General features: G+C 61.0%; 9 protein-coding genes and 1 tRNA gene. 6 read left to right on the forward strand and 4 right to left on the reverse strand.

The annotated features are described in order from the left end of the window. Positions 1-15: 15 nt before the first annotated feature. From FSY45_RS03520 to FSY45_RS03535, 4 genes are all read left to right on the forward strand, one after another. Positions 16-1,203: a VWA domain-containing protein gene (locus tag FSY45_RS03520; protein WP_003071236.1), complete on the forward strand. Its 1,188-nt coding sequence runs from the start codon at positions 16-18 to the stop codon at positions 1,201-1,203. Positions 1,204-1,324: 121 nt separating this feature from the next. Further along, positions 1,325-3,115 carry an autotransporter assembly complex family protein gene (locus FSY45_RS03525; RefSeq protein ID WP_080944470.1) on the forward strand — a complete coding sequence of 597 codons (1,791 nt, stop codon included), beginning with the start codon at positions 1,325-1,327 and terminating at the stop codon, positions 3,113-3,115. A 2-nt stretch (positions 3,116-3,117) separates the two neighbouring features. After that, positions 3,118-7,353, forward strand: coding sequence for a translocation/assembly module TamB domain-containing protein (locus FSY45_RS03530; RefSeq protein WP_046461781.1), 4,236 nt, complete (start codon positions 3,118-3,120; stop codon positions 7,351-7,353). A 57-nt stretch (positions 7,354-7,410) separates the two neighbouring features. Next, positions 7,411-7,686, forward strand: coding sequence for a hypothetical protein (locus tag FSY45_RS03535; protein ID WP_046461782.1), 276 nt, complete (start codon positions 7,411-7,413; stop codon positions 7,684-7,686). Positions 7,687-7,731: 45 nt separating this feature from the next. Here FSY45_RS03535 and FSY45_RS03540 read toward each other — a convergent pair whose 3' ends face one another. Further along, positions 7,732-8,007, reverse strand: a complete 276-nt coding sequence (locus FSY45_RS03540; protein ID WP_003071225.1) for a metal/formaldehyde-sensitive transcriptional repressor — start codon at positions 8,005-8,007, stop codon at positions 7,732-7,734. A gap of 71 nt (positions 8,008-8,078) precedes the next feature. Between FSY45_RS03540 and dmeF the strand changes: the two genes are divergently transcribed. Together dmeF and FSY45_RS03550 are read left to right on the forward strand one after the other, a co-directional pair. Further along, positions 8,079-9,032, forward strand: coding sequence for a CDF family Co(II)/Ni(II) efflux transporter DmeF (dmeF, locus tag FSY45_RS03545; protein WP_046461783.1), 954 nt, complete (start codon positions 8,079-8,081; stop codon positions 9,030-9,032). Positions 9,033-9,083: 51 nt separating this feature from the next. Beyond that, a tRNA-Arg gene (locus tag FSY45_RS03550) sits at positions 9,084-9,158 on the forward strand. 351 nt (positions 9,159-9,509) lie between these two features. On the opposite strand, the gene FSY45_RS03555 is transcribed toward FSY45_RS03550, so the two are convergent. From FSY45_RS03555 to FSY45_RS03565, 3 genes are all read right to left on the reverse strand, one after another. Next, on the reverse strand, positions 9,510-10,130 hold the full coding sequence (locus FSY45_RS03555; RefSeq protein ID WP_003071219.1) for a YdeI family protein: 621 nt from the start codon (positions 10,128-10,130) through the stop codon (positions 9,510-9,512). A gap of 152 nt (positions 10,131-10,282) precedes the next feature. Beyond that, positions 10,283-11,638: a chromate efflux transporter gene (gene chrA, locus FSY45_RS03560; protein ID WP_046461784.1), complete on the reverse strand. Its 1,356-nt coding sequence runs from the start codon at positions 11,636-11,638 to the stop codon at positions 10,283-10,285. A 341-nt stretch (positions 11,639-11,979) separates the two neighbouring features. After that, the gene (locus FSY45_RS03565; protein WP_046461785.1) at positions 11,980-13,263 is read right to left on the reverse strand and encodes a hypothetical protein; all 1,284 of its coding nucleotides are present in this window, start codon (positions 13,261-13,263) and stop codon (positions 11,980-11,982) included. Positions 13,264-13,325: the final 62 nt, after the last annotated feature.

The raw sequence follows: 13,325 nt of genomic DNA on the forward strand, positions 1-13,325 counted from the left end.
CTGGAGACATTTTTCATGCTGATCGACTTCTTCTACACCCTGCGTGCCGCCAAACTGCCTGTGTCGGTCAAGGAGTTTCTGGCCCTGCTGGAGGCACTGGACGCGGGCATCATCGGCCCCAAGAGCGAGGATCGCTGGAGCCTGGACGATTTCTATCACCTGGGCCGAACCATTCTGGTCAAGGACGAGAAGCACTACGACAAGTACGACCGCGCTTTTTCCGCCTATTTCAAGGGGGTTGAGATGCTGGCCGACTTGACCAAGGAAATTCCGCAGGACTGGTTGCAAAAGCTTCTGGAGCGCGAGCTCAGCCCCGAGGACAAGGCCAAGATCGAAGCCATGGGCTGGGACGAGCTGATGGAAACGCTCAAGAAGCGCCTGGAGGAGCAAAAGGAGCGCCACGAGGGCGGTAACAAATGGATAGGGACGGGCGGCACCAGCCCCTTCGGCCACGGCGGCTACAACCCGGCAGGCATACGCATTGGCGGGCCGGGCCGCAACAAGAGTGCCGTCAAGGTCTGGGAGCAGCGAGCCTACCGCGACTATGACGATACCCAGGAACTGGGCACGCGCAATATCAAGGTCGCGCTGCGCCGCCTGCGCAAGTTTGCGCGCCAGGGCAGCGAACTGGAACTGGATCTGCCGGACACCATCCGCTCCACGGCCGCCAATGCGGGTTATCTCGACATCAAGATGATTCCCGAGCGGCATAACAATGTGAAAGTGCTGCTGCTCATGGACGTGGGCGGCACCATGGACGAGCATATACAGCGAGTGGAGGAACTGTTCTCGGCCGTGAAGAGCGAACTCAAGCATCTGGAGTTCTATTACTTCCACAACTGTGTCTACGACTTCATGTGGAAGAACAACCGCCGCCGCTTTGCCGAGAAATTCCCGACCTGGGACATCATTCGCAAGTACAACAAGGACTACAAGCTGATCTTTGTCGGCGATGCGACCATGAGCCCCTATGAAATCCTGCAGCCCGGCGGCTCGGTCGAGTACATGAACGAGGAACCCGGTGCCGAGTGGCTGCAGCGCCTGACGAACGCCTTCCCGCACTTTGCCTGGATCAACCCCGAACCTCAGGGCGTATGGCAGTACCGCCAGAGCATCAGCATCATCCAGCAGTTGATGGGGGACCGCATGTACCCTTTGTCGCTCAAAGGCTTGGAAGACGCCATGCGCATGCTGTCAAAATAGGGGCATGCCCCAGACCTTGCCCTTGAAAAAGCCGGCCTTGAGGCCGGCTTTGCTTTTGGGAGCCGCCTTGCTCCTCAGCGGCTGCAGCCTGCTTTCCCCCAAAGACAAAGAAGCCGAAGCCATGGGCATCGACACCAGTGGTCCCCCCGCCTTCACGCTGGAAGTCGATGCCCCAAAACAAGTCCGTGCGCTGCTGGAGCAGCATCTTGAACTCAAGCGTTTTCGCCACCAGCCCGATCTGCAGCGCCGCGAGCTGACGCGCCTGCTGGGCGCGACCGATGCCAACGTACGCGAGCTGATAGGCACCTTGGGCTATTTCAGCCCCACGGTGACCGTGGAGCTGACCGATACCCCCGAGGAAGAAGCACCGCGCAAAGTGGTGGTCAAGGTCGATCCGGGCCCGCCCACCATCATTGAAAAATCCGAGGTGCGCTTTACCGGCGTCAATGCCAGCGACGAGCTGGGAACCTCGCAGCGCCTGCAGATCGAGGAAACCTGGCCGCTGCAGGCTGGCGAGCAATTCTCGCAATCGGCCTGGAGCAGCGCCAAGAGCGGTGGTCTCAAGGAGCTGCAAAAGCGCCGTTATCCGCTGGCCCGCATAGATACCAGTCTCGCCGATGTGGACGCCGACACCAACAAGGCCCAGGTGAGCGTGAGTTACGACCCCGGCCCGGCCTATACATTCGGCCCGCTGCAGATCGATGGTGCCGAGCGCTACGACCCGGTGCGCACGGCCCGTATTGCGCGCCTTCCGGAAGGAAGGGAATATGACTTGCAAAGCATGCTTGATGCGCAGCAGCGCCTGGTCAGCAGCGGCTATTACGACTCGGTATTTCTTTCGCTGGCCGATTCGCCACAACAGGCCGCTACCGAAGCTGAGCGCGACGAGCAGCGCAAGAATCAGGGTGCAGCCATCACCTCGCCCGTGATTGCCAAGGTGCGCGAGGCCAAGCTGCAGAAATGGGTGTTCGGTGTGGGTCTGAGCACGGACACCGGACCTCGTCTGTCCATCGATCACACTTACAACAAGGTTCCTGGTCTGAACTGGCGCGCCGTCAGCAAGCTGCAGCTGGACAGGAAGAACCCGCTGATTTCCACTCAGTTGGTCGGCCTTCCTGGTGAAGACCTCTGGCGCTGGTTTGCCAGCGGCAAGCTCGAGCGTGCGCCTGCAGGCGACTTCTACACCAACAGTGCGCAGATGCGCTTTGGCCGCTCCAAGGCCGAGGACCGCATAGAGCGCAATATGTACCTGCAGTACGACTACGCCAAGACCCAGGGCGCAGGTGCTCCGCCCGGAGCCTCCTCGCTGCTGGCCAACTATGGCTGGACGGCGCGCTATTTCGACAACAATCTGCTGCCTACCTCGGGCTTCGGCCTGGCCCTGGAGGCTGGTGCCGGCACCACGCTGACGCCGCAGCGCTCGCCGTTCGGGCGCCTCACGGGCCGCTGGCTCAGCCTGATCCCGCTGGGCGAGCGCGATGAGGAAACCAGGCGCCACAGCCGTCTGCAGATCAAGGCCGGAGTCGGCGCCGTCATGGCCAAGAAAGATGTGGATCTGCCCACCACCATCATGTTTCTGACCGGCGGTGACAACACGGTGCGCGGCTATGGCTATCAGTCGATTGGCGCACGCACCGACAACGGCCGCGTGATTGCCGGCCGCTATCTGGCCATGGGCAGCGTGGAATGGCAGCGGCCCATCACCATCAAGGGCAACACCCAGGACTTCGAACACGCCGTCTTCATCGATGCAGGTACGGTCGGCGACGATATCAACCGGCTCTACACCCGCGTCGGTTTTGGCACCGGCATACGCTGGAAAAGCCCAGTCGGTCCGATTCAAGCAGATCTCGCCTGGGGCGCTCAGGAGCAGCAACTGCGCCTGCACCTGCGCCTGGGCTTCACGTTTTAAGCATGGCAGAACAAGACACAACCCCTACCGCCAAGGCCTCCTCCTCAGCCCCCAGACGCCGCCGCTGGCTGCGCGCACTGGGCTGGACTATTGCAGCGGCCCTGCTCGCCCTGGCGCTGGCACTTGGCAGCCTGCTGTGGTGGATTGGCAGGGACGACTCGCTCAACCAGACGCTGCAGCGCGTGGCGGGCTGGCTGCCCGCAGACCAGAGCCTGGTGGCCAAGGAGGTCACGGGCAGCGTCAAGAACGGCGGCCGTATCGGCTGGCTGCAATGGCAAAGCCCGACCATGAAGGTCGAGGTCAGGGAAGCTCAGATCGGCTGGCAGTTCAGGCCTTTGCTGTTGTCCCGTACGCTCAAGCTGGGCGAAGTCCATATCGCAGAGCTGCGCATTGCCAGCACCCCCGACCCCGACCAACCCGCCAGCGAACCACTGCAGTCGCTGACCCTGCCGGTGAAAATAGAGCTGCCCTTCAGGATCGATCAGATCATCTGGCAAGGCCCGCCTGAGGCCGTGGTTCAGGACCTCCACGGCCGCTATGAATACACGGGCACAGACCATGAACTCAAGGTCAGCAGCCTGCGCTTTGCCCAGGGTGCCTATCAGGCCCAGTTGAAGCTTCAGGGCGCGGCCCCCATGGCCTTGCAAGCAGAAGCAACAGGCGATGTGCAAGTGCCCAATCCGCTGGACAAAAGCGCTGACGCCCTCAACACCATAGCCGTGCAGGCCAAGGTGACGGCCGAAGGCACGTTGGCCACCGAAGCGGCCAGGCTGGCAATCAAGGCCAATGCCAGCGCTGAAGCATCGACCCCTGGCCCGGTAACTCAAGACCCGCAGGCAACCGAGCCGAAGCGGGAGAAGAGCGGGAGGCCGTCCGAAGCAGCAACGGCAGAGGTGGGCACCATGCAGGCCGATGTGGAGGCCAGCATCATGCCCTGGCGCAGCCAGCCGCTGCTGGCAGCCAAGGCCAGACTCCACAATCTCGATGTCTCGGCCTTCTGGCCTCAAGGGCCACGCACCCTGTTGACCGGCCAATTGCAGGCTGGCCCCGACGAAACGGTAGTTCCAGCTACGAACCTGGAGGCTCAGCCCTGGAACCTGAACACCCGTTTCAGCAACGCACTGCCCGGCCCCTGGGACAAGCAGCGCCTGCCCGTGGCCGAGCTGACAGCCCGAATCGATTTCGATGGCCAGCAATGGCAGGTGGATGACTCCCGTATCCAGATCGGCAAGGGCCATATCGCACTCGGCGGTCAGTTCACTCCGAGTACCCGGTTGTTCGAAGGCCTGGCCACGGTGGAACAGCTCAACCCGGCCGATCTCTACAGCACGCTGGAAGCCTCGCCCTTGCAGGGCCGGATCAGTGCCAAGGCCGTACAGGCCGATGTCGACAGCAGCGATCCAGCAACCAGCAAGATAGTGTTTGACGCCAATCTGCAAGCGGCAAGCGGCAAGCGCGACAGCCCGGCGCTGCGCATTCAGACCCTGGCTGCCAGCGGCCAGTGGCAGGCTCCGCTGCTGCAGTTGGAAAAGCTGCAGCTGCAAGCCCTGCAGGCCAGCGTCGATGCCAGGTCCGTGGAGTTCAATACCGAAACCCAGCAGGCCAAGGCTAGGCTCAAGGCCACTGCTCCCGGTGCGCAACTGAGCATCGAAGGTCAGATGGGCCCCGCCAGCGGCGCTGTCCAAAGCCAGCTGCAGCTCGGCTCCATGAGCACGCTCACGCAATGGCTGCGCAAGCTGCCGGGCGTCAAGGACCCACTGAGCGGTGCGCAGCTTGATGGCAGTGCAGATTTGCAACTGGCCCTGAAGGGCGGTTGGGAAAATCTGCTCAAGCGCCTGAGTGCCGCCCATGGCGCGGCCATTCCCGCCAGTGGCTTGCAGATTCAGGCCAAGCTGCGCGCCGAGAAAATTCGCTATCTGCCCGCCGGCACTGCAGCCGAGCAGAGCGCCATCCTGCCTGCGCTGGCACTGAGCATTGACGGCAGCCCTGAAAATGCCAGGGTCGGCCTGACCGCGCAGGCCCAGCAGGCTGGCAAGAGCATACAGATCGACACAACTTTGCAGGCCGGCCTCACAGGCGGCAAGGCCATGGCACCGCTGGACTGGCAGGCCAGTCTGGACAAGCTGCAGGCCCAGTTCACACCCGACAAGAACAAGCCCGGCCCCTGGGTCATGCAGCTTCAGCCCGGTGCCCCCGTCCAGATCCAACAGCGCACCAGCGGCAGCACGGTGCTGAGCACCGCCTATCAGTTCAGCGCCGGCAAGCTGCAGATTACGCCTCCAAAACTGAGCCTCAGGCGTACCAGCAGCGAGCCACTGCCTCCCGCCCAGCTGACATGGGAGGCGAGTTCCGTCACCCGTGCCGGCAGCGGCCAATGGGGTGTGCGCAGCGCAGGGCAGGCCCTTGAAATTCCGCTGGCCTGGGTCGATGCCTTCAGCCTGGGCGATGACGATCCGCCACTGGAAGCCGCTGGGATTTCCGGCGACCTGAGCTTTAACGCACGCTGGAACCTGGACACCTTGGGCAAGGATCTCAAGGCCGATCTCACGGTCGAGCGCGCCGCAGGCGATCTGCGGCTGGCGGTGGACGATGGCTCCAGCACCACCGTCATCCAGACCACCGGCCCCACCGCCACACGCGCCGGCGGCACGCGCACGCGCCAGATCGGCGGCGCAGGCATGCGCTCGCGCATCAAGGACATGCGCCTCAACGTGCAGGCCCAGGGCAGCCAGGTCAACGCCAAACTGCTTTGGGACAGCGAGCGCGCAGGCAAGCTCAACGCCGACCTGCGCACCCAGCTCAGCTACCAGCAAGACGGCTGGACGCTACCCGCCACAGCGCCTCTGTCCGGTCAGCTGCACGCCAATATGCCAGATATGGGGCTGTGGTCCTTGTTTGCGCCACCAGGCTGGCGCATTCAGGGCAGCTTGGCGGCGGATGCCAGCATCAGCGGCACCTTGCAGGACCCAAAGTGGCAGGGCGATATCAAGGCCGATGGGCTCAACATCGTGTCCTTGCTCGATGGCGTGGACCTGCGCGACGGCATTCTGCGCGCCAAGCTGCAAGGCACCAGACTGGACATCACCGAACTGCGCCTCAAGGGCGGCAAGGGCAGCCAGGCGCGCATTTTGGGCTATAGCGGCAATCTGACCCGAGCTCCTGAAGACGGCGGCCAGCTTACCGGCTCGGGCTATGCCCAGTTCACACCATCGGGTACGGGGCCCGAATCGGGCCTGAGCATGAATCTGCAGGCCAAGGCCAGCAAGCTGCAAGTCCTGGTGCGTGCCGACCGTCAGGTCAGCGTCTCCGGCGATCTGCAGGCCCGGCTGGAGCAAGGCCAGTTCACGCTGCGCGGCGACCTGACGGTCGACAGAGCCTCCATCATCCTGCCCGAGGAATCCGCGCCATCGCTGGACAAGGATGTGGTGGTGCGCTCGTCGGCATCGCGCAAGGCCGAAGAGGAGGAGCGCCGGCGTAGCGAACAACAGGCCCGCAAGGAGCAGGCCCGCGCCACGCCACGCAAGGTGCCAGACATTCTTGTCAAGCTCGACATGGGACGTGACTTTGCGCTGCAAGGCTTTGGCATAACCACGCGACTGCTGGGTCAGCTTGAAGTGCGAGGCGCCAGCTACATCGGCGGCCCGCCCAGCGTGACCGGAGAGATCCGTACCGAGCAAGGCCGCTACCGCGCCTGGGGACAGTCGCTGAATGTGGAAACCGGGCTGATCCGCTTCAATGGCCCCTACAACAACCCCTCTCTGGACATACTGGCGCTGCGCCCGAATATTGCCGTCAAGGCCGGTGTGCAGGTGCTGGGCACGGCCAGTGCGCCACGCGTGCTGCTGTACTCGGACCCTGCCCTGCCCGACGCGGAAAAGCTCTCCTGGGTAGTCATGGGCCGCGACCCTGCCTCCGGCGGGGCCAGCAGCGCCCTGCTTCAGCAGGCCGCCATGGCCTTGCTCGCTGGCGGCAACAGCTCCAGCGGCAAGATTGCGGGTAGCCTGGGTCTCGATGAAGTCGGTTTCAAGGGAGGCGGGGACGGTACGGATGCAGCAGGCGCTGCGCTGACCATGGGCAAGCGCATCTCGGACAAGCTCTACCTGACCTACGAGCAGAGCCTGTCGGGAGCCATGGGCATCATCTATATCTTCTACGACCTGTCGCGCAGCGTCACTTTGCGCGCCCAGACCGGCATGACCAGCGCCATGGACATCGTCTATACCGTTCGCAAGGACTAAGCATGAGAACTGCCTTCATCCCCTTTCTGGCATGCGATAGAAGCCATCAATTCTGCTATGCCACGCAACCGCACTGCGCTTGAGCAAGCCGCGGGCAAGCTGATACTCCGCATCCAGCAGGAATGGATGCTGGAGCTGGGCGAGCCCGCGGCGGCAGACAGCGAGCAGGTCATGAACCGCGCTCATGACCTGCTGCAGGCCGCATCGGCCCGCCGGCCCGGCCTCGGGCTGCAGCAGCAGTCGATCGAAGAATTTCTGGGCAGGCAATGGCTGCACGGCCATCCTGACGTGCAGCCATTCGTCAATGATCTGGCGACGCTGGTGCAGCCCTGATCCACCGCTTCATCCATGCAGGCCGCCCACGCCTGCAGCCCGGCCCTATTTGACGTAGGAACGCAGCACCTTCACGACCAGCTCCAGGTCCTGTTCACGCTGCTCGGCCGTCGCGGCCTCGGCGCCCAGATGCTCGCGCACATGGCCTTCTAGCAGCTCCAGCATCAAACCATTGACGGCCCCGCGCACAGCCGCCAGTTGCTGCAGCACCACGGCACATTCCTGCCCCTCTTCCAGAGCCCGCTCCAGTGCCTGCGTCTGCCCCTTGATGCGGCGAATGCGCGCGAGCAACGGTTTTTGATTCGAAACGGTATGCGACATATGCAGGAATTGTAGTCCTCCTGCCGGCATGGAAAATATACTGGGGTAGAGTATATAAAAACAAGCCAATCATGACCTCATACACCGCCTCCCCCCTTACCCGGCAACACTCCCACAACTTTGACCAAGGCAATCCGCTGGGCGAAAAAAATGCCAAGCTGGCCATGCTGCTGACGCTTGCCATGATGGTGCTGGAAATCACCGCCGGCTATTACTTCAATTCCATGGCCCTGCTGGCAGACGGCTGGCATATGAGTTCACATGCGCTGGCGTTGGGCCTGTCCGTCAGCGCCTATGCCGCTGCGCGCAAGCTGGCCAATGACAGACGTTTCAGCTTCGGCACCTGGAAGATAGAAATCCTGGCGGGCTACACCAGCGCCATCTGCCTGCTGCTGGTTGCAGGCCTGATGGCTTTTGAATCCATACAACGCCTGCTCTCGCCTGCCGCCATTCACTATCAGCAAGCCATAGGCGTGGCAACTCTTGGCCTGCTGGTCAACCTGGTCTGTGCCTGGCTGCTCAAGGACGGACACCACCATCACCACGGCCATGAGTCCCACCACGATCATCACCATGGACACGACCATGCGCATGGCGACCTGAACCTGCGCTCCGCCTATCTGCACGTAATTGCAGACGCAGCCACATCAGTCATGGCCATCGCAGCGTTGCTGGGCGGCATGCTCCTGGGCTTTGCCTGGCTGGATTCGGTCATAGGCCTGGCCGGCTCCGTGATGGTGGCAATGTGGGCCTTGGGCTTGCTGCGCGATAGCAGCCGCGTGTTGCTCGATGCCGAAATGGATGCCCCCGTCGTGCAAGAGGTACGTGATGCCATCGCGCAAGGTCCGCAACCCGTCACCATCACAGACCTGCATGTCTGGCGCGTAGGCAAGAACCACCATGCCTGCATCATCGCAGTCGAGGGCGCTGCCACGGTCACACCCGACTACATCCGCCGGTTGCTGTCGGTACACGAAGAACTCACCCACGTCTCTGTCGAAGTCAACAGTACAGAGCTGACATAAATAAGTCGGTTGGAATCCACAGGCTGGCAACACGGGTAGAATCCAGCGTCCCTCCCCGTAGTTCAATGGATAGAACGGTCGCCTCCTAAGCGACAGATACAGGTTCGATTCCTGTCGGGGGGACCAAATTCAAGGCCGCGAAGGTGCATAACCTTCCGGCCTTTTTCTTTTTCCCCTCTGTAGACCTCAATTTGAAGTGCGCCGAAGTCCACAGGAATGTGCCGCAATAAGAGGACTTCTGGGGACACATTTGAGGGTACATTTTTATAAATTGGGGGTACATTTCAGATGCCCCCAGTTTTGCCCCCTGGCTTCGTCCCCCCTCGTCACCCAACCCTTGCCCCCGTCGGCGTGAATATCGACCAGCCCTTCTCTGGCGCTGGCATATGAGTCATGCTTTTCGCCGCAGGCAACCAGACAGCAACAGAAACGCAGGCCGCTCAATGCAGAATGCCCATACGCATGCGAGCTTCGTAATCAAGCCTTGGCACTCGGCTTGAAGAGATGGATGGTTTCGCCGCGGGCAAGCATCTCCACCAACTGAGCGATGCGTCTGGCGCGCGTCTCGGCCCTCGCGGCAGTCTGGATACGCCACAGTATCGCGTAGCGATTGGAGGCATTGATACTTGCAAAGAAGGTCTTGGCCGCCGGCTCGGCCTCCAGTGCAGCCTGCAAATCCTCGGGCACCGTGGACGTACGCGCACTGTCGTAGGCCCGCGCCCAGCGCCCGTCAGCCTTGGCCGCCTCTATCTGAGCCTGACCCGGGGCCTGCATGCGGCCCGCTTCAATGAGTGCCTGTACCTTGTTGACATTGATTCTCGACCAGACACTTCGCGCGCGCCTCGGCGTGAAGCGCTGAAGATAGTGTTGATCGTCAAGACTTTTCTTCTGCCCATCGATCCAGCCCCAACACAGCGCAATCTCCACCGCTTCGGGGTAGGTGACACTGGGCTCGTTGGAGCCTCGCTTGGCGATCTTGAGCCAGAGGCCTTCAGAAGTAGCGTGATTCTTCTTCAGCCAGGCCTCGAAGGCGTTGGCGCTCTTGAACAGGGTTGGTGCAAGTTCAAGCGGGATGATGGATTTGACAGTAGGCATCATCTGGACCTATGCGGCATTAACATCAGCGCGATTCGTGGCATAGAGGCAGGAACCTGGTTGATGGTGGGGTAAGACAAGTTTAACCAGAGCTCCCAACTTATGGCAGTCGCAAAATGCCCCATGACTCGCCCCCAGACCAGGGGCTTGAGCGATCACCACAACTGCGCAAGCAATCCTGTCAGCCCTGCCGCCACAATGACGCAGATGACATTGATCTTGAAGCGGAGCAACGCGATGCCTGCTGCCAGACCAATGGCAATCGACGGCCACTCTATGTGTCCTGCGAAGCCGTGGGGCCAAACTACATGGTAGGCAAAGAAGACCGCCAGATTCAGGATGACACCCACGACCGCAGCGGTGATTCCGACCAATGGCGCAGTGAATTTCAGATTGCCGTGGGTGGACTCGATAAAGGGACCCCCCAGGAAAATGAAAAAGAACGACGGCAGAAAAGTGAAGAAGGTCACGATCACTGCAGCGACGACTCCAGCGAGCAGCAGCGAATCCACACCGAAGATCGCTTTTGTCCAGCCGCCCACAAAAGCCACAAAGGACACCACCATGATGAGAGGGCCCGGAGTGGTCTCTCCCAAAGCGAGGCCATCGATCATTTGTGTTGCAGTCAACCAATGGAAGTTCTCCACCGCGCCTTGGTAAACATAGGGAAGCACCGCATATGCGCCACCAAAAGTCATCAGCGCAGCCTTGGTGAAGAACCATCCCATTTGTACCAGCGGTGATTCCAGACCAAACGCCGTGGCGAGCACGCCCATTGCGATGCCCCACAGCGTCAGGCAGACCAGCGACACCCTCCAGAATCCTCGCCAGGAAAATTGTGCATGCGGCGGAGTTGGAGTGTCGTCATCGATCAATGCGGCCCCGACTGGCTGACGCGCATTGCTTTTTTCATGGCTGGAGCCACCAAAGGCCTCGGGTCGCAATTTGCCACCGATGAAACCGATGGCTGCAGCCGCAATGACGATGAGCGGAAACGGAACATTGAGCGCGAAAATGGCGACAAACGCAGCAGCCGCAATGCCCCAATGCCAGCTGCTCTTGAGCGACCTGGAGCCCACTCGGTAGGCTGCCTGTGCCACAAGCGCCGTCACAGCGGGCTTGATGCCATAGAAAATGCCCGCAATGACCGGCATGTCCCCGTGGGCCATATACAGCCAGGCCAGAGCCATGATGATGAACAGCGATGGCAGGACAAAAAGAACCCCTGCCAAAATGCCACCCCATGTCCGGTGCAGCAGCCATCCCAGATACGTTGCAAGCTGTTGAGCCTCGGGCCCCGGCAGCAACATGCAGTAGTTAAGGACGTGGAGAAATCGCTTCTCGGAAATCCATCGACGGCGGTCTACAAGCTCCTCATGCATGAGTGCAATCTGACCTGCGGGACCGCCAAAGCTGATGAATCCAAGCTTCAACCAGAAGCGCAGCGCTTCTGAAAGCGAAAGAGAGGCTGGCGCAACCGGGTCGGTAGGCCTGGGTAAAGCGGTGTCCATAAAAGCTCCATAGAGAATATCCAGCTCTTGGACGGGACACCGTCTACCCTTGCGGGACGGGAGGCTGCTTTCCCGATACAGGAATTCTAGCCCAGTCGCCTGAGCTCTCATGCACGCCGAAGACAAAGTCTGCAGCTACCGAGAGCAGCGCCAGCACATGGAGCAGAGCCGTACTTGCTGTGCACCACAAGGACATGCATCTCAGCCCTCAACGCCCAGAGCTCCTTCGCGGCAGCTCACTCGCGCAGACGAAGGCATCGAGCGCCGGAATTTTCCCTCTTGAAGCACACCGCAGCTCGGATCACCAGAACCATCATCACCGATGGCGCCGCTTTCAACCTTCAGGCCGCCTCCACGATCGACGAGACATCCAGTACATACATCTGGCGCTGGCTCTCATGCACCGAGTCAATGCATACCTGCTTGCCATCACGACTCCAACGTGGATGCAGGTCACAGCGGTTTTCCTTGCTCAGCTCCGGAGTGGCATAGAAACTGCCCAGATTGCGACGCTCGCCGGTCTGCATGTCGAAAAGGAACAGAAAGCGCTCGTGTGTCCTGTCGTCGGGATAGGTGTCACTCAGCATCCAGCGGGTACTGACCGGCGAGAACGTCATATGGCCGTTTGCCACCAGTACATCGCGACCAATCACTTTCACCTCACCTCCTTCAACATCGTGATAGAGGTGGTAGTGAATTTCGCCGGCATGTGGCCCCCAGACAATGATGTGCTCGTTGTCCTGCCACAAGGGATGAGAGATCTGGTATTGCGACTTTTCATAGTCAAACGTGCCTACGGCACTGGGGTCGAAGTCGTCAGCCAGCTGCGGCAGCGGATGATCGGAGCACTCCAGCAAGCGCATGTCCGAACCGTCCGGGTTCATGGTGATCAGGCGATGCAGAAAGCAGGTCTCATCCTTCACACGTTCTGACCATCGATGCAAAAACAGGATGCGCGAAGAAGCCGGGTTGATCTCGATATGGCTGACCCAGTGGATGGCCTTGTCCATCGACGACACATGATGGAATGCCTTGAGTTGCTCATAGCTGACCAACAACCGGGAATCACCTTTCGCCAGCTCCATGCACCAGATGCCGTCATCTGCGGGCGCCAGAGGCAATTCAAAAGGCTGGCCCGGCTCGCTGTAACCAATGGTCTCGTGCGTGATGTACAGGCGCCGGTAGTTGACCGACAGCGCCCAGGCACTGCTGGGTGCAACCACATACACGGGCATGGGCAGAACTCGGCGCTCTTGCGTATCCACATCCACCACCACGGCGCCAAAGCCCGGGTAACGGGCTGACATATCGCCCGTGCGATCGTTATAGATCAGCTTGCGGCCCGGTGCGCCGTCTAGCCACTGCAGCTGGCTGCCCATCTGGAAGTTCCAGGCACCGGTCTCGCCCACTGCGTGAAAGCGGTCACCGTCCTGAGTGTCGAAATAGCCAATCGTGGCCTTGACCTCTGGCGTCAGGTAAATGTCCATCCAGGGCGTTTGCTGGGCTGCCAGCAGGCGATTGCCTTTGTCCCAGTTGGACTTATTGTAATAGCCGAAGAAATGATGAAGGCTGCCGTCACCCACGCGCCGGCAGGGAGCAAAAGAAGAATGAGAAGAGGTCGTCATTGGATATCAAGCAGTAGCGTCGCAGCGACTGGCTGCGACTCGAAAGCGATGCAGGGCATGAA

It is taken from the genome of Comamonas sp. Z1, assembly GCF_008121555.1.
Lineage (GTDB): Bacteria > Pseudomonadota > Gammaproteobacteria > Burkholderiales > Burkholderiaceae_C > Comamonas > Comamonas thiooxydans.